Origin of the sequence: Jannaschia faecimaris (assembly GCF_900107415.1) — a bacterium.
Taxonomy (GTDB): Bacteria; Pseudomonadota; Alphaproteobacteria; order Rhodobacterales; family Rhodobacteraceae; genus Jannaschia; species Jannaschia faecimaris.
The window spans coordinates 1-17,138 of record NZ_FNPX01000006.1; the positions used below are offsets into that span (position 1 = coordinate 1).

17 protein-coding genes are annotated in these 17,138 nt (G+C 63.6%); 8 read left to right on the forward strand and 9 right to left on the reverse strand.

Going from position 1 to position 17,138, the window contains the following annotated elements:
- Nucleotides 1-90: 90 nt before the first annotated feature.
- Entirely contained in the window at nt 91-1,779 is a 1,689-nt protein-coding gene (locus BLV27_RS08480) for a chloride channel protein (protein WP_425283652.1), read from the reverse strand.
- A gap of 66 nt (nt 1,780-1,845) precedes the next feature.
- Between BLV27_RS08480 and BLV27_RS08485 the strand changes: the two genes are divergently transcribed.
- Nucleotides 1,846-3,219, forward strand: a complete 1,374-nt coding sequence (locus BLV27_RS08485; protein ID WP_092644911.1) for an FAD-binding oxidoreductase — start codon at nt 1,846-1,848, stop codon at nt 3,217-3,219.
- A gap of 32 nt (nt 3,220-3,251) precedes the next feature.
- On the opposite strand, the gene BLV27_RS08490 is transcribed toward BLV27_RS08485, so the two are convergent.
- From BLV27_RS08490 to cobT, 3 genes are all read right to left on the reverse strand, one after another.
- A complete protein-coding gene (locus BLV27_RS08490) occupies nt 3,252-3,593 on the reverse strand; it encodes a DUF427 domain-containing protein (protein WP_092644913.1) in 342 nt (113 codons plus the stop codon).
- A 55-nt stretch (nt 3,594-3,648) separates the two neighbouring features.
- A complete protein-coding gene (locus tag BLV27_RS08495; protein ID WP_092644915.1) occupies nt 3,649-5,427 on the reverse strand; it encodes an aminopeptidase P family protein in 1,779 nt (592 codons plus the stop codon).
- Nucleotides 5,428-5,680: 253 nt separating this feature from the next.
- Nucleotides 5,681-7,555: a cobaltochelatase subunit CobT gene (gene cobT, locus BLV27_RS08500; protein WP_092644917.1), complete on the reverse strand. Its 1,875-nt coding sequence runs from the start codon at nt 7,553-7,555 to the stop codon at nt 5,681-5,683.
- A 265-nt stretch (nt 7,556-7,820) separates the two neighbouring features.
- On the opposite strand from cobT, the gene BLV27_RS20020 reads away from it, so the two are divergent.
- On the forward strand, nt 7,821-7,955 hold the full coding sequence (locus BLV27_RS20020) for a hypothetical protein (RefSeq protein ID WP_280140298.1): 135 nt from the start codon (nt 7,821-7,823) through the stop codon (nt 7,953-7,955).
- A gap of 43 nt (nt 7,956-7,998) precedes the next feature.
- Here the strand turns inward: BLV27_RS20020 and cobS are convergent, their stop codons facing one another.
- Nucleotides 7,999-8,985 (reverse strand): cobaltochelatase subunit CobS, encoded by a 987-nt coding sequence (gene cobS, locus BLV27_RS08505; protein ID WP_092644919.1) that lies wholly within the window; start codon nt 8,983-8,985, stop codon nt 7,999-8,001.
- A gap of 116 nt (nt 8,986-9,101) precedes the next feature.
- Between cobS and BLV27_RS08510 the strand changes: the two genes are divergently transcribed.
- From BLV27_RS08510 to BLV27_RS08520, 3 genes are all read left to right on the forward strand, one after another.
- Nucleotides 9,102-9,650, forward strand: coding sequence for a sigma-70 family RNA polymerase sigma factor (locus tag BLV27_RS08510; RefSeq protein WP_244504589.1), 549 nt, complete (start codon nt 9,102-9,104; stop codon nt 9,648-9,650).
- Entirely contained in the window at nt 9,647-10,324 is a 678-nt protein-coding gene (locus BLV27_RS08515) for an anti-sigma factor (RefSeq protein WP_092644924.1), read from the forward strand. The genes BLV27_RS08510 and BLV27_RS08515 overlap by 4 nt, the downstream gene beginning before the upstream one ends.
- A 105-nt stretch (nt 10,325-10,429) precedes the next feature.
- Nucleotides 10,430-11,002: a fasciclin domain-containing protein gene (locus BLV27_RS08520; protein ID WP_092644927.1), complete on the forward strand. Its 573-nt coding sequence runs from the start codon at nt 10,430-10,432 to the stop codon at nt 11,000-11,002.
- Between the two features lie 224 nt (nt 11,003-11,226).
- Here the strand turns inward: BLV27_RS08520 and BLV27_RS08525 are convergent, their stop codons facing one another.
- Nucleotides 11,227-11,841, reverse strand: a complete 615-nt coding sequence (locus BLV27_RS08525) for a J domain-containing protein (protein WP_092644929.1) — start codon at nt 11,839-11,841, stop codon at nt 11,227-11,229.
- Between the two features lie 86 nt (nt 11,842-11,927).
- Here BLV27_RS08525 and BLV27_RS08530 point away from each other — a divergent pair, with 86 nt between their 5' ends.
- Nucleotides 11,928-12,194, forward strand: coding sequence for a BolA family protein (locus BLV27_RS08530; protein ID WP_092644931.1), 267 nt, complete (start codon nt 11,928-11,930; stop codon nt 12,192-12,194).
- Nucleotides 12,195-12,381: 187 nt separating this feature from the next.
- Here BLV27_RS08530 and BLV27_RS19545 read toward each other — a convergent pair whose 3' ends face one another.
- Entirely contained in the window at nt 12,382-12,873 is a 492-nt protein-coding gene (locus BLV27_RS19545; protein ID WP_211605497.1) for a DUF4177 domain-containing protein, read from the reverse strand.
- Nucleotides 12,874-12,966: 93 nt separating this feature from the next.
- Nucleotides 12,967-14,481, reverse strand: coding sequence for an Asp-tRNA(Asn)/Glu-tRNA(Gln) amidotransferase subunit GatB (gene gatB, locus BLV27_RS08540; protein WP_092644935.1), 1,515 nt, complete (start codon nt 14,479-14,481; stop codon nt 12,967-12,969).
- Nucleotides 14,482-14,592: 111 nt separating this feature from the next.
- Between gatB and BLV27_RS08545 the strand changes: the two genes are divergently transcribed.
- Together BLV27_RS08545 and BLV27_RS19015 are read left to right on the forward strand one after the other, a co-directional pair.
- Entirely contained in the window at nt 14,593-15,072 is a 480-nt protein-coding gene (locus tag BLV27_RS08545; protein WP_092644937.1) for a hypothetical protein, read from the forward strand.
- A 436-nt stretch (nt 15,073-15,508) separates the two neighbouring features.
- Nucleotides 15,509-16,213, forward strand: a complete 705-nt coding sequence (locus BLV27_RS19015; RefSeq protein ID WP_342024310.1) for a transglycosylase SLT domain-containing protein — start codon at nt 15,509-15,511, stop codon at nt 16,211-16,213.
- Here the strand turns inward: BLV27_RS19015 and BLV27_RS08555 are convergent.
- Nucleotides 16,210-17,136 (reverse strand): AEC family transporter, encoded by a 927-nt coding sequence (locus tag BLV27_RS08555; protein ID WP_170831394.1) that lies wholly within the window; start codon nt 17,134-17,136, stop codon nt 16,210-16,212. The two genes, BLV27_RS19015 and BLV27_RS08555, sit on opposite strands and share 4 nt — an antisense overlap.
- Nucleotides 17,137-17,138 lie beyond the last annotated feature (2 nt).

Consider the following 17,138-nt stretch of genomic DNA (forward strand, 5'->3'; position numbering starts at 1 on the left):
AAAGGGCACCCCGCCTAACCCGGGCTGCCCTTCCTCTTGCCAATAATATCCCACGGGGGCCCGGGGGTGTGAAACCACCGGTACCACGCGTCAGGAATGCTCCTCCGCTGCCGTGGCGGCCAGGGCGCGGTTGTAGACCCGCAGCGCGTCGACCTGGAGCAGTACGCCCAGCACCTCGGGGGCCCCATCTCCATCGGTCAGACGGGTCACGGCCAGGAAGTCCGAGTTCGACCGTTCGAACAGGGGCATCGCGGCCTCCAGCGTGTCGCCGGGTGCGACGAACAGCCCGTCATTCAAGGCGCGTCGGATTCGGTCGTCCTTTGGCGCGCGGGGGTGGTCAGGGTATTTCATTACCGCTGAGACCTTGAACATCGCCAACAGGTAGGCTTGTGGCCCTGCCGCGAGATGGATTCCGCGGCGTTCAAGCTGGGTCAGGAAGAACGACCGGTCGACCAACCGCCCCGACAGGGCCGAGGCGATTGATACCGCAATCATCACGGCCAGCCCGGTTTGCCAATCGCCGGTCAATTCGAACACGATCAGGGTTGTTGAAATGGGAGCCCCCAAGACCGCCCCCGCCACTGCGCCCATGCCGGCCAGGGCATAGAGCGTGCCCGAACCGGAGATGTCGGGGAAGACGGACGTCGCAATTTCACCGAAGGCCAGCCCGGCCAGCGCGCCGATCATCAGTGCCGGGGAAAAGATACCCCCGCCCATACGGCCACCCATCGTGATCGACACGGCGACGACCTTGAGGACTGCGAATATGACCGCTTCGCGCAGCAGAAGGTCGCCGGTCAGTGCGGCGGAGGTGGTTTCGTACCCGACGCCGATGATGTGCGGAAAAAAGATCGCGATGCCGCCCAGCATCAGACCCGAAAGGGCGGGGCGCAGCATGGGCGGCATTCTAAGTGTGGACTGAAGTTCATTCGCCACATCTTCGGCGAAGAACACGGACCGCATCAGGACGAAGGCGATCAAGCCGGAGGTCAGGCCCAGCAGCAGGAATGCAGGCAACTCGATGTAGAAGGCCAGGGCCCCGGATTCAGGCAGGATGAATTCGGTCACGTCCCCGAAATACGAGCGGCTAATGACCGAGCCCGAGACGGCGGCGATTGTAATGGGGGCAAAAGCGTGGATCGCGAAGTGGCGCAGAACGACTTCCATGGCAAAGAGTGCGCCCGCCAAAGGCGCATTGAAACTGGCCGCGACCCCGGCGGCCACGGCGCAGCCCAGAAGGTCCCGCCCGGTGACGCCATCCGCGTTGAGCTTGTTCGATACCCATCCAGCGATCATACCGACCATGTGGACGACCGGGCCTTCTCGGCCCGTCGACCCACCCGATGACAGCGTGATGAGGGATGCCGCGATCGAGGCGAGGCCCGCGCGGCGTTCCACGCGGCCTTCCTTCATGGCTGAAGCCTGGATGACTTCTGCGGGGCCGCGGACGCGCGCGTCGGGAGTGAAGCGGGTCAGGATGTAACCCACGATCAGACCGCCCAGACAGGGCAGCATCAGGATCCAGAACCAAGGCAAGGTGGCCACAAAGCTGTGCAGTTTGCGCGGATCGTCGGTGCCGTAGAGGAAGGTCTGCAACGCCTGAATCGCCATCATGAAAGCCACGGCGGCATAACCTGAAGCGATTCCCACGATCAGGGCGATGAACCAGAACTGGATCTTGGACGGCCCGCGGTCGCGGATCACCGCCCAGGTGCGGCGCAGCGGTGCCAGCAATATCGAGGCGCGCGGATCGGGGGGCGGATCGTCGGGGGTATCGATCACCAGCCCTTGTCCTTCCCGCGACCCTCACGCACCACTGTCGCGTCTGGAAAAGGGGAGGGGCCGATGATCCCGCAAGACGCGCTGTCTGAACTTGAGGTGATGCTAGGCGAACGCCTGTCCACGGGAAAGAGCGATCTGGCGCTGCATGGCCGATCAGAAACCTATCATCCCGAAATGCCGCCCGATGCGGTCGTCTATCCGCTCTCGACCGAGGAGGTTGCGGGCATCGTGGGCATCTGCGCGCGTCACGGTGTCCCGGTGATCGGCTGGGGCACGGGCACGGCGCTGGAAGGCCATGCATCGGCCCTTAGGGGCGGGGTCACGGTAGACTTCAGGCACATGAACAAGGTGCTGGAGATCCTGCCCGAAGACATGCTGGTCCGGGTTCAACCCGGTTGCACACGCGAAGCGCTGAACACCGAGTTGCGGGCGACGGGATTGTTTTTCCCCGTCGATCCCGGCTCGAATGCGTCGCTTGGCGGGATGGCGGCCACGCGGGCGTCTGGGACGACGGCGGTCAGATACGGCACGATGCGCGATCAGGTTCGGGCGCTGGAAGTTGTGCTGGCGGACGGGCGTGTGATCCGAACCGGGACACAGGCGCGCAAGTCGTCGGCCGGGTACGATCTGACCGGACTGTTCGTCGGGTCGGAGGGTACGCTGGGCCTGATGACGGAGTTGACGCTCAGGCTCTGGGGACAGCCGGAGGCCACGGCGGCGGCGGTCTGCGGCTTCGAGACGACCGGCGGCGCGATCGAGGCGGTGATCACGGCAATGCAGATGGGCCTCACGCCCGCGCGGATCGAATACGTCGACGTCGCAACGGTCCGCATTCTGAACGCGGCCGACGGTGCCGACTTGCCGGAACGTCCGCATCTGCTGCTGGAGTTCCATGGATCGGATGAGGTGGTGGAGTCCGAGGCCGCGCGGTTCGGCGACATCGCGGGCGATCTGGGGGGCAGCGGCTTTGCGTGGGCGACGCGCGCCGAGGATCGCACCCGGCTGTGGTCGATGCGGCACCGGGCGTATCACACCATTTTGGCGACACGTCCCGGTGCCACGGCTGTGGTCACCGACGTCTGTGTGCCGATTTCGAAGTTGGGGGAGGCCATCGCGCGCGCGGCGGACGACATCGCGGCATCACCACTCGCCGGTCCGATCCTGGGGCATGTCGGCGATGGGAATTACCACGCGATTCTGATGGTGGACCGGGGGGATGCGACAGAGATCGCGGAGGCCAAGCGATTGTCGGATGCGATGGTCGCCCATGCGTTGGAACTGGGTGGGACGGCCACGGGCGAACACGGCGTGGGCCTTGGAAAACTGCACTTGATGGAGGCGGAACACGGTGCCGCCTGGGACGTGATGGGGGCCGTAAAACGCGCGTTGGACCCGGACGGCCTGATGAACCCCGGCAAGGTTGTGCGCCAGAACTGACGGGGCGGCCGATTTCGCGTCGTTCGCGTCGGTCAGATCTGTTCGACGGTGACCTTGCCGGCATAAAACGCAAGATACCCCTCGATCGCCTTCGCGTCGGGGTTGGTAACGCTTTCATAGGTCCAGGCGACATCGGGAATGCTGGAAGATTGGCCGACATAACTGTAGTAGGCAGCGTTGCCCTTGTGCGGGCAATGGGTCTTCGAGTCCGTTCTCTCGAACAGGGCCATCGCGATGTCCTTGCGCGGAAAGTAGATCACGAATGGCTGGTCGCCTTCGACCAGAGACAGGGCATTCTTGCTCTCCACGATGACACCGTCATCACTGCGAACCGTCCAGATGCCGGTGGCGGGGGTCACTTTGATCGTCGTCATGGCGGCACTCCTTGCGATTGACGGACACTAACCGCCCGTTGCCAAAGATGAAAGGTCAGAGCGGCGCGCACATTGCGGCAAGCCATGCACGATCGGCCCCGTCAACGCGCGGGCCGACCTTGGCCAGGACCCCTGCGTGGTACGCATCGAGCCATGCGCGTTCCTCGCGCGAGAGCAGATCCAACTCGATCAGGCGTCGGTCGATGGGTACTTGGGTCAGCGTCATGAAGTGCAGCATGTCGCGGTCGTCGCCCGTCTCGGGGCGTGGTGCCGACTCGACGACGATCAAGTTCTCGATGCGGATACCGAATTCACCCTCCCGGTAATATCCCGGTTCATTCGACAGGATCATACCGGGCTCCAGCGGCACCTGGCTGATCCGGCTGATCCGGGCGGGGCCATCGTGGACACCCAGATAGACGCCGACGCCGTGCCCGGTGCCGTGGTCGTAGTCGCGGTGCTCCATCCAGAGGGGCGCGCGCGCCAGCACGTCCAGATGCGCCCCAGCCACCCCGATGGGGAAGCGCGTGCGGCTAACGGCGATCATCCCCTGCAAGACACGGGTGAAGGCGTGGCGGATCTGGACGGGGGGATTGCCCAACGGCACGGTACGGGTGATGTCCGTTGTTCCATCCTCGTATTGCCCGCCCGAGTCGACCAGTATCACGCTGTCGGTATCCAGCGTGCGGTTCGTCTCCCGATTGACGCGGTAATGCACGATCGCTCCGTTCGGGCCGGTGCCGGCGATCGTCTCAAAGCTTATATCGCGCAAGTAATTGGTATCGCGGCGAAACCCCTCAAGCGCAGTCACGACGTCGATTTCGGTCGTCTCGGGCGTGCGATCCTGGTCTAGCCATCGCAGGAACCGGACCATGGCCGCGCCGTCGCGCAGGTGTGCTTCGGTCGTTGCGGCGATTTCCGCGTCGGTCTTGATCGCGCGGGGCAGGGCGAAGGGATCGGTGATCCGCTGGCCGTTGGCCAGCATCTCAGCCAGCGCGACAGGGCATGTGGCAGGGTCATAGCCCACGCGCTTGGCCAGCCCCCGCAGCAGCCGACCCATGTCGCCGGGCGGAGTGATCCGGATGTCGGGACCCAGTTGTTCGGTCACGGGTGCCGCCTTTTCGGGCGCGCAGAACAGATCGACGCTGGCATCGCCATGCAGCACGGCGAAACACTGCGGCACCGGGGTGCGCGCGATGTCGCCACCACGAATGTTCAAAAGCCAGGCGATGGCTTCGGGCTGGTTCGTCAGTGCCGCATCTACACCAAGGGCTTTCAGGTTGGCGGCAATCTCGGTGCGCTTTTCCAAGGCGGATTTACCCGCCAGCGCCTCGGGGTAGGCCGTCATCGCGGCGGCGGGGGCGGGGGGGCGAGCATCCCAGATTGCATCGACGCCGTTTTGACAAGCCACGAAGGTGAAGGCCTCAAGCGCCCGCAAGCCCTCAATCTGGGACACGGGATGCAGCATCGGGTCGAACCCGACGCGGCCGCCAGTCGGCAGGGCCCCCGGCAACCAGTCTGCCAGCCCAGTCACGGGCCAGTTCACGGTTTCGAACGTGTCCGGATCGGTCTGGGCCCTGACTTGTACGGTGTAGCGTCCGTCCGTGAAAACTGCGGCCCGGTCGCGCAGAACGATGACAAACCCCGCCGATCCGGTGAAGCCCGAGATATAGGCCATGCGTTCGTCGCAGGGCGCAACGTATTCACCCTGATGGGCGTCTGCGCGGGGCACGATGAAGGCATCAAGCCCCTGAGCCGCCATCCAGTCGCGGAGCCGGGCCACACGCGGCGGGGCGGCATCGGGGCGTGCGGTGACGTCGAAGGATTGGAACATCGGAACCTCGGTCTGGTGGGGGTGCGGCTGCGCCGTCGTGTTCTGAGTATTTGTGAAACGGAGAAGCGCGAAACCTTTTCTTAATCACGCCTTGCGAAGTTGGCTGCACGGTACAGGCTGGAGAGCCGATGACCGCAAGCGGAGAAGCCCCCGTCACCCGAGAAACCGACGGACGGTGGGGCGGACCGTGCTTCTCTGCTTTGAAAATACTCCCCCGCCGGAGGCGTCCGGCAGAGGGAAGGTCGGTCCACCGTCAGGATGCCCTGCGCATTCCCTTGACGCGCGCGCGGGCACGCGGGTCGCTGTCGAAGAGGCTGGCAAGTTGTTCGGTCATGGCACCCGCAAGTTGCTCCACGTCGGTGATCGTGACGGCCCTGTCGTAATAGCGTGTCACGTCGTGGCCGATGCCGATGGCCAGGAGTTCCACGGCCTTGCGCTTCTCGACCATGGCGATGACGTCGCGCAGGTGCTTTTCAAGGTAATTAGCGGGGTTCACCGAGAGAGTGGAATCGTCCACTGGCGCACCATCCGAGATCACCATCAGGATCTTGCGGGCCTCGGGGCGGGCGGTCGCGCGGCGGTGCGCCCATTCCAGCGCCTCTCCGTCGATGTTTTCCTTCAGCAGGCCCTCTTTCATCATCAAGCCAAGGTTCGGGCGTACCCTGCGCCAAGGCGCGTCGGCAGATTTGTAGATAATGTGGCGCAGGTCGTTCAGGCGACCCGGCGTGGCAGGGCGACCGTCTTTCAACCAGGCTTCGCGCGAGAGTCCGCCCTTCCAGGCGCGGGTGGTAAAGCCGAGGATCTCCACTTTGACGCCGCACCGTTCCAGCGTGCGGGCCAGTACGTCGGCACAGATCGCAGCAATCGAGATGGGGCGTCCACGCATGGATCCGGAGTTGTCCAGCAGCAGCGTCACGCAGGTGTCGCGGAATTCGGTATCGCGCTCCATTTTGAACGAAAGGGGTGTCGTCGGGTTGGCTACGACGCGGGCCAGACGTCCGGCGTCAAGAATGCCTTCCTCCAGGTCGAATTCCCAAGAGCGGTTCTGCTGTGCCTGAAGGCGGCGCTGCAACTTGTTGGCAAGGCGCGACACGGCCCCCTTGAGCGGCTCCAACTGCTGATCGAGATAGGCGCGCAGCCGTTCCAGCTCGGCGGGTTCGGCCAGATCCTCGGCTCCGACCACTTCGTCGAAGGCTTCGGTATAGACGGTGTAGTTTGGATCGGCGTCGGACACGGGCTGCGGCGCGGGGGGCTCGCCCTGTTCGTCGGAGTCGGGCATCTCCGCCTCTTCGCCCATTTCCTCGTCGGCCATGTCATCCATGGAGACCTGCGCCTGGCTGGGGTCGTCCTGCTGATCCTGCGACTGTTCGGGGCTGGCCTCGTCGTCCTGCTCCTGATCTTCGTCGTCGCCGGTGGAGTCGGGTTCCTGTTCGTCCTCGTCGGTTTCGCCCTCCTCCTCCTGATCCTCGTCTTCCTGGTCCGGGTCGTCGCCCAACTGGTCGCCGTAGCCCAGGTCGTCGATCATCTGGCGGGCCAGACGTGCGAAGGCTGTCTGGTCGGCCAGAACGTCGTCAATTCCATCGAGACGGTCGCCCGTCGATTCCTCGATGAATCCGCGCCAAAGGTCGAGCGCGTTTTCCGCCCCCTTTGGTAAGGCACGGCCGGTGGCCTGTTGCCGCACCCAGTATCCGACGGCGGTGGCCAACGGAATCTGCGCCTTGTCCTTCACGTCGCCATAGCCCCTGCGGGTGGCATCGACGTTGATCTTGGCGTCGATGTTGCCGGCCGTACCGGGCATTGTGCGCGCGCCCACGGCCTCGCAGCGGGCGGTTTCCATTGCTTCGTACAGTTCGCGCGCCATGTTGCCTTGCGGCATGTATTTTGCATTCACTCCGGCGTCGTGGTGCCGGTGGCGCAGCGCGTAGGCATCGGCCGTGCCGCGCGCCAGCATCACCTCATCGCGGGTCATCCGGCGGGAGACCTGAGGCAGGCGGATCGAGTCGTTCGTCTGGCCTGACGGATCGACGGAGAAGGTGACGGAAAGCTCCGTGTCGTCGGCCAGCGTCTTTGTCGCTTCGGCCAGTGCCTTCTTGAACGGATCAGCGGGATTGTCGGTGGGTTTGCTCATGCAGGTGATAAATCATCCGAAGCGGGCGGGAGCAATGGTTTCGACTTGCCGTTCTGTGGCGTGGGCCGATTGGCGCAAGCCCCATGACGCTTGCTGTGACGTGTTGGGAGGCGTATCGTGCGCTCATGCCCCGAATACAGCCTGATGGCACGCGGGGCCGGGATCATCGCCCCTGACCGTTCGGTCCGGGCAACCCTGGTTCATCTCTTGCAATATCAAGCGGTCCGGGTGCCCAACATCGGGGTCCGCCTCGAAAGGAAAGACCATGGGTAAGGGCGACAAACAAAAGGGCAACCGCGAAGTGAAGAAGCCGAAGAAGGAGGTGGTGAAAGCTCCGCTTGCCACTCCATCGGCAAATTCCCGCGCTGACCTGATCGTTGCGGGCAAAAAGGTGAAATAGCGCGCTTTGGCCCCCTTTCGACGGATCGGAAGGGGGCAGTCGCTCAGCCGAGTGACAGGCTCGCGGCGCTCTCGGGCAGTTCCTCGTCGAAGCAGCGCTGGTAGAACTCCGCGACGGTCTGCCGCTCCAGTTCGTCGCACTTGTTGAGGAACGTCAGGCGGAAAGAATAGCCCACGTCGCGGAAGATCTCGGCATTCTGGGCCCAGGCGAGAACCGTGCGCGGCGACATGACGGTGGACAGATCACCGTTCATGAAGGCCGTGCGCGTAAGGTCGGCGACGGTCACCATACGGCTGATGGTCTGGCGGCCTTTTTCGCTGTTGTAATGCGGATTCTTGGCGAGAACGATGTTCGTCTCGGCGTCGTGGCTCAGGTAGTTGAGCGTGGCCACCAGCGACCAGCGGTCCATCTGGGCTTGGTTGATTTGCTGTGTGCCGTGATACAGGCCCGTCGTGTCGCCCAGGCCGACGGTGTTCGCCGTCGCGAACAGGCGGAAGCTGGGGTGCGGCTCGATAATGGTGTTTTGATCCATCAGGGTCAGTTTGCCGTCGGTTTCCAGGACCCGCTGGATCACGAACATAACGTCGGCGCGGCCCGCATCGTATTCGTCGAACACGATCGCTACGGGGTTGCGCAGGGCCCACGGCAGAATGCCCTCGTGGAATTCAGTGACCTGAACGCCGTCCTTCAGGCGGATCGCATCCTTGCCGATCAGGTCGATACGGCTGATGTGGCTGTCGAGGTTGACGCGCACGCAGGGCCAGTTAAGACGCGCGGCGACTTGTTCGATGTGCGTCGACTTGCCCGTCCCGTGGTAGCCTTGGATCATCACGCGGCGGTTCCAGCCAAATCCGGCAAGGATGGCCAGCGTGGTGTCTGGATCGAATTTGTAGGTCGGGTCGATGACGGGTACCCGGTCGGAGGCCTCTTCGAAGCCCTTGACGGTCATGTCGCTGTCGATTCCGAACATTTCGCGGACGGAAATGTCCTTGGTCGGAAGTGCGTTCATATCCGTTGCCCCGTCAGCCATTGATCCGTCTCCTTGCAGCCAAGTGCCCGGATGCAACATAAGGGGCGTAATCGCAAGAGAGGGCAGGCGTGCAAATGCGCGCAGCGCCTCCAAATGCGGGACGTTGGAGAGACAGCTTGGCCACACGTGATGACTTGGAAAGGTGGCTTGCGGGGGCTGCGCTTGGGGACCGGGCGGCGTTCGGGCACCTTTATGATGCAACGGCGGCGAAACTGTTCGGCGTCGCCCTGCGTGTATTGGGCAACAGAGCCGAAGCCGAGGACGCCTTGCAGGACATCTACGTCAAGATCTGGCGCAACGCCGACCGCTACCGGGTGAACGGATTATCGCCGATCACGTGGCTGGCTACAGTTGCGCGTAATCACTGCATCGACATTCTGCGGCGGAAACGCGCCGAAGTGGGGCGGAGCGAGATGCCAGCCGACGATGTGTTGCGTGATCTTGCGCCGGGACCGGAGGCCAATGCCATCGCCAAGGGCGAGGCGAAGGCGATCGTTGATTGCCTGGCCGAGTTGGAGGCCGCGCGTAGCGAGGCGGTCCGACGCGCCTATCTGGAGGGTGAAACCTACGCCGAGTTGGCCGCTCGATTCGACGTGCCACTGAATACGATGCGGACCTGGCTGCGCCGCAGCCTGATCGCCCTGCGGGAGTGTCTGAGCCGATGACCGACCCGCACGAAATCCCCGAAGACGATGACCACGCCCTGATCGGCGAATACGTTCTGGGCCTTCTGCCCCCGTTGGAATCACAGGCCGTCGAGGCGCGTCTGCAGCGGGAGCCCGCCTTGCGCGCAGTGCACGAAGACTGGGCCGCGCGGCTGACTTCGCTGACCGCGGGACCGGACGTTTCTCCGCCCGCGCGTCTGCGCGGCGAAGTTGCGGAACGGCTTTTCCCTGCACCGCCCGCGCGCCATTGGTGGCAGGGCTGGCTTGGCGTTCTAGGCCTGATCGCGGGCCCGGTCGCGGCTTTTGCGCTGGCTCTGGTTCTGCTGCAGCCGCCTGCCTTCGACCCCGTGCTGCACGCCGAGATGACGGCCATCGAGGGTTCGGGCGCGGGTAACATGCATTTCGCGGCAGGTACGGACGGGGAAGATCTGTTGATCATTCGTCGGGAAGGCGAGCCGTTTCCAGGTCGTGCGCTGCAACTGTGGCTGATCGCGGGTGACGCCGCGCCCGTCTCGCTCGGGGTGCTTCCAGATCAGGAAAGACTGGTGATCCCGGCCCCTGAAGGCCTGGCAGCCGGGGTAATCCTGGCGGTGTCGGACGAACCGCTCGGCGGATCGCCTACGGGTCAGCCCACTGGGGCCGTTCTGGTCGCGGGGCCGCTCTACGATATCTGAAAAGCAGTTTTCGGCCGTTTGTTTGAAACTTTCCCGTGACACTCGCGTGGATGCTGAGGACGGCTGGGCAGAGGCCCGGTCGCGACCCAACACGGAGAAACACCCATGAAGTCAATTATGCTTGCCGCAGCCGCGCTTTCTATGACCACCATCTCGGCACTGGCCGATGCCCACGCCGCCGAAGACATGATGGCGAATCCGATGGTCGGTGGTGCCGAAATGCTGGTCCAGCGCAACATCATCGAAAACGCCGTGAACTCGCCCATCCACACCACGCTGGTCGCCGCCGTTCAGGCTGCTGATCTGGTCGAGACGCTGTCGGGGCCCGGTCCATTCACCGTTTTCGCGCCGACTGACGCCGCCTTCGGCATGATCAGCGACGAAAGTCTTGCCGCGCTTCTGCTGCCAGAAAACAAGGCTCAGCTTCAGCAGATCCTGACCTGTCACGTGGTCGCCGCCGACGTTATGTCGGACGCGCTCAAGGGCATGATCGACGACGACGGTGGCGCGCATCCGATCCCGACGGTGGGTGGATGTACGCTTACAGGCACCTATTCCGGCGACACGTTCACGGTTACCGATGAAAATGGCCGCGCGGCGACGGTCACCATCGCCGATGTCGATCAGTCGAACGGTGTGATTCATGTCATCGACCGTGTTCTGCTGCCAAAGCAGTAACACCGCCGTCGCAATCCCGTCGCGGACATTCCGGCCGTGGCGGGCGTGGGTCGGGTGCTACCCCCCAGATTGCCTCGACCCACTGATTTTCGCCCCCGGTCCTATGGAGCGGGGGCATTCTCGATGGGATATCCATGCGGGCCGTCAGATGGTGGTTGTGGCGGGGCATCCCGGCGTCGGGTAGCGCGATGACCCGGAGAAGATCGCGCCTACCCGTGAAAGTGTCACTTGAAGTTGCGGCTGTCCTTCAACTGATCCCAGGCCCAGACTACTTCGCTCAGCTGCTCCTCCTGCGACCGATCCCCGCCGTTCATGTCCGGGTGCAACACCTTGATGAGCGATTTGTAGGCCTTGCGCAGCGCAGCCTTGTCCCAATCATCCTTGGCTTCCAGAATATCGAGCGCCTTGCGTTCGGTGGGGGGCAACTTGCGCCCCACAACGCCGCGCCCTGGGTTGCGCGTGGCGTTGCCGCCCAGCACCTGGTGCGCGTCCTCGATCCCCAGACGCGCCCAGGCCCGCTCCTCGATCGTCTTCTTGAACGCCTGCGTCGGGCGTTCATCGGTTTCCGCCTGCCGCGCGAGTTCGGCTTCGGTCGCACCGTCGAAAAAGCTCCACTTCGAATTATACTCGCGAACGTGGTCCTTGCAGAACCAATAGTAGTCGTCCTTCGTGTCACGTGATTTGGGCGCGCGATACTTGCCGCCCTCCTCGCAACCATCATGATCGCAAACGCGAGTCGACGTTTCGACCGCGCCGGACATGCCGCGCTTGCCGCGTGGGCTGCGCTTTTTCGCCGTCGACACCCGCATGTCGAAGTTAAACGGGTCGTTCTTGGTCATAGCACCCCCTTCCGGCCTGAGGCGTCAGAGATTAGTCATTGGCGCGCCAGAGGGAAGGCCTTGACGACCAATTGGAAGGAAAAATGATGAGTATCGAAGCGGTAATCCGCGCACGGCTTCAAGATGGGCTCTCGCCCAGTCGTCTGAACGTCATAAACGAGAGCGGCAAACACGCCGGCCACGCGGGCGATGACGGCAGCGGTGAAAGCCATTGGCACGTCGTGATTGCCTCTGCTGCCTTCGCGGGCAAGTCGCGCATCGCGCGCCACCGGATGGTGCATGCGGCGCTGGGCGACGTGATGGAGCGAATCCATGCGTTGTCTATGGATCTTTCGGTGGAGGAGGGCGAGTAGCCGACTGAATTGCGGTCGGTTCCTTTGAGCAGGGTCATGCATCGAAGGCCCCGGCGCGGCTCAGCCTATTTGCTCGTTGGTAAAGTCACCGTTGTCCGGGGCGCGACGGGTCAACATGGTTGGCTGGACGTCGTGCCCGCAGAATGATGATGGAGACGCGAGGTTCGGGGAAATCCGGAACTATCGCTTAGGCGATCCGGTCTTTGAGCATCAGCGCTTCGACGGCGTCCGTCGTCGATTGGATCAGCGGACGGCGGAACACGAGCAGCGTATGCGCCTTGGGGATATTGCCGGAAATGCCCGTCACGTCGTCGATGCTGATGGTGTCGGCGCGAACGTATTCCCACCCGTCGATCGCCATGTCGTTGAACAGCTCGCTGATTTCATGTGCGACGCGTTCGTTTTCCTTGATCAGGCCGGCGACCCGTTTGGCTTTGGTCGGCGCGGGAATGACTTCGTATTCGTAAATAACTTCAGTGAATTGGGGCGCATGTTTCATGCCGACCGAAATGACCGGAGGACATGGCGAGATTATGGAGATTTGTCGGACGTTGAAGGGCAGGCTGAAAAAAACACGCATCTGCGGGGGCATCAATGCTCCAGCACCTGTACTTCCTCGACCGGAGCACGACGCCAGCGCGTCAGGAGGTGCATCGCCTGTCCTAGGGATGCGCAACATTGGAGAGGGCGTGTTGTAAGCAAGCGGCAGTCCGGGACGATGGCGCGCGGCTGTATCCGCGAACCCCGACCGGTAATTCTGCCCCGTGCCGCGTCAGAGCCCGAGTTTCGCCGCCACTACGTCGTTCACCGCCTTCGGATTCGCCTTGCCACCGGTGGCCTTCATCACCTGGCCGACGAACCAGCCAGCCAGCTTGGGATTGGCCTTCGCCTTTTCTACCTGCGCCGGGTTGGCGGCGATGATTTCGTCCACGGCCGTCTCGATGGCTCCGGTGTCGGTGACCTGCTTCATGCCGCGTTCTTCGACGATCACGGCCGGGTCGCCGCCCTCGGAGTAGACGATTTCGAAGAGGTCCTTGGCGATTTTGCCCGAAATATCACCCTTTTCGATGAGGCCAAGGATGCCACCCAGTTGTGCGGGGGTCATCGGGCTGTCCCCGATATCCTTCTCGTCCTCTTTCAGTTTCCCGAAAAGGTTGTTGATCACCCAGTTGGCCGAGGCCTTGCCGTTGCCGGATGCGGCGGCCACGGCCTCGAAATACTGCGCCGCATCCGTGTCGGCGGTCAGGACCGATGCGTCATAATCGGACAGGCCGAAGTCGCCGACGAAGCGGGCCTTCTTGGCGTCGGGCAGTTCGGGCAGATCGGCGGCGATGTCATCGACCCAGGCCTGTTCGATTTCCAGCGGCAGCAGGTCGGGGTCGGGGAAGTAACGGTAGTCGTGCGCCTCTTCCTTGGAGCGCATCGAGCGCGTCTCGTTCTTGTCGGCGTCGTACAGGCGTGTCTCTTGCGTCACGCTGTCACCGCGTTCCAGCAGGGCGATCTGGCGGCGCGCCTCGAAGTCGATGGCGGCCTGGATGAACCGCAGGGAGTTCATGTTCTTGATCTCGCAGCGGGTCCCTAAATGGCCGAAATCCTGCGTTTCCCAGTATTTCTCGTACTGGCCGGGGCGGCAGACCGAGACGTTGACGTCGGCGCGCAGGTTGCCGTTTTGCATGTTGCCGTCGCAGGTGCCCAGATAGCGCATGATCTGACGCAGCTTGGTCACATAGGCGGCGGCTTCCTCGGGGCCGCGAATATCGGGGCGGGACACGATCTCCATCAGGGCGACGCCGGTTCGGTTCAGGTCCACGAAAGACATCGACGGATCCATGTCGTGAATCGATTTGCCCGCGTCCTGCTCGAGGTGGATCCGTTCGATCCGTACCACGCGCGCGGTTCCGTCGCCAAGCTCGACCAGGACTTCGCCCTCGCCCACGATGGGGTGATAGAGTTGCGAAATCTGGTAGCCCTGCGGCAGGTCGGGATAGAAATAGTTCTTCCGGTCAAAGGCCGACTTCAGGTGAATTTCTGCCTTGAGGCCCAGGCCCGTTCGCACCGCCTGCGCGACGCAGGCTTCATTGATCACCGGCAACATGCCGGGCATGCCGGCGTCGACGAAGGCCACGTTGGAATTGGGTTCGGCCCCGAATTTGGTGGACGCCCCTGAAAATAGCTTGGATTTCGTGGCGACCTGCGCATGTACTTCCATGCCGATGACCAGCTCCCAGTCGTGCTTTTCGCCGGCGATGACGCGGGGCTTCGGGGTGGGCAGTTGCGTGTCGAGCATGGGGGCCTCCGGAGTGGATCGAAGGCGGTGTAAGGCGCGCGGCCCGGCGGGGCAAGACGGCAGGTCGATGGGATGCATTTCAAAAGCTGTGCGGGTATGGCAGGGCGGGGCATGAACCTGGCGCGTATCGACCTGCCGAAGTGGAGCCTGATGGCCCCGGCCACCACGCCCCCCGGAACCTATGTCGACTGCGATTACGTCGACGTGGCGCATTCAGTCGACCTGAGGGATTTCGTCGCCGCCTTTTACGGCACACCGCTGTTCCTGGCCGAGCGATTGGTTCTGCAACTGGCCCTGCGTCGACGGATTCCGGATGCGGAGGTGATTGATCTGGCCGAGGGGCGGACGGACCGGTTCGCTGCCTGGACAGTGGCGGGGCGGCTTGCCGACCAGCTCTGGCTGGCGGATGTCACGGGGGCGACGATGTCCTGGCTGGCGGTGCGTCCGCAACGCTTGGGGACGCGACTGTTCTTCGGTTCCGTCGTTCGCGCACGAGGGGGGCGAATGCCGATTGCGGCGCGAATTCTGCTGCCGGCGCACAAGCTTTATGCCCGCGGTCTACTGCGCGCAGCGGCCCGCGCATTGCTCTGAATGAGCGGATTGCTGCGCTGCAGCATCGGACATCTTTGCGCTTTGCAACGAAAATGTTATCTACCGACCGGGTTTTTGGACTGGGCTGCCACCCTGTCCGTAAGTACTGGCCTACCACGTATTGCGGGCACATCTCAGGTGCCTACCACTCGTGGTTCTTTTACTGGTTATCTCGGCGCTCTGGGGGGTGTTTGACATGAAGAATCGACACGTACGATCAGTGCGGGCAACCGCATTCGCTACGGTATTGGGGCTGCTTGCCAGCGGCGCAATACTGCCGGCACAGGCGGAAACACGCCTGCCGCAAGGTCAAGCGGCCACTGCCGCCGATACAGGCACCGCATCTCTGACGACAACGCCGAGCACAATGTCGGTCTACCGGCCGCCGAGCTCAGACCTTGCTCCCGAAATCTCGCCACTGCCGAGCGCCCGCCCCATGACGCAGGAATTGCCCGATCTTCGGTGGGACCACATCCGAGGATCCTCGCGCTGGACACAGGCCGCGATGAACGCCCTCGACAGTCACGGACAGCGACTGGTCGAGACCGTGCCACGGGACATTGATCAATGGTGTCCAGCCTACGCCGAGGGTGGCGAGTGGGAGCGCAAGGCGTTCTGGGCCGGTCTGCTCTCGACGTTGTCCAAGCACGAAAGCACCTATCGTCCGACTGCGGTTGGTGGCGGCGGTCTCTGGTATGGGCTGGTCCAGATTTTGCCCGCGACGGCGCGTGGCTACGGCTGCGAGGCGCGAACGGGTAACGCGCTGAAAGACGGCGCGCTCAACATGTCCTGCGCCGTCCGCATCATGAATCTGACCGTACCACGCGACGGTGTGGTGTCCCGCGGGATGCGAGGCGTCGCTGCCGATTGGGGGCCTTTCCACTCCGCGCGCAAGCGCGAGGATATGCGCCGGTGGCTGGTTCGTCAGCCTTTCTGCAACGGACTGCACACGTCCATGCGCCCGGCGGAACGCCCGGCTTGGTTGGGTCAGCCGGCAGGCGAGGCCGAGGAAATCCCATTGTTCGTCAGTTGGGAACTCGACAAGCAGTTCTTCTCACGCGTGTCGGGACCTGCGGGTGCTGCGCCGGTGAACGTGGAGACGGACGAGATGGACGCCGGGCCGACCCCGATCGAGGGTTAAAGCAGGAGCAGCCAGCCGGATACCGAGGCCACCGACACTGCCGTTCCGATCAAAACCGAAGACGCGCTGATGCGGACAGCGCGTCCATGCATCGCCGCGAAGAGGTATGAATTGACGCCCGGTGCCATTGCCGCGGTCAGGACGGCGGCGCGGAAAGGGCCTTGGCCCAGACCCAGCAGCGTGCCCATTCCCCAGGCCCAGGCCGGATGCAGGATAAGTGCGACTCCGCAGCACAGGACGATGCCCCGCGCGTCACCTTCAGGTTTATACTGGACGAGGACGCCGCCCAGCCCGAACAGCGCAGCCGGCAGGGCGGCACCCGCGATGAGGGCCACAGCCTCCAGGAAGGGGGCGGGCAGGGGCAGGCCGGTCAGGTTCACAAGCAGACCAAGAGCCACACCGATCATCAGCGAATTGGTCGACATCTTGCGCGCGACGGTTTTCATGCCGCCGAGCAGGCCACTGCCGCCCGCGCGCACAGCCTCCATCGCGGAAATGCCGACGAAGTAGCAAAACGCGGCGTGGAACGCGATTATCGTGAAGTTGGGGGCAAGACTGTCCGCACCGTAGGCACGCTCTGCGATCGGGATGCCCAGAAGGACTGTGTTCGCGAACATCGCCGCAAAGCCGATCGCGACCGCGTCCTCCGCCCCGCGCTTGAGCCAGAAGAGGGTCCCCAGGATACCGGCGGCGAAACATACAAGCGACCCCGAGTAGTAGGTGACCAGCAGCCGCCCGTCGAAGCCTTGGCTCAGGTCCAGCCGTGTCATGGCAAGGAACAGCAGGCAGGGGATCGCGAACCGTTGGGTGAACACCATCAGCCCGTCGACCTGCCCCTGGGTGAAAACCTTTCGCCAGACCGCGAGGTAGCCCGCACCGATGATCAGGAAGACGGGAACCGTGACGGCCAGAACGCTGAGCATCA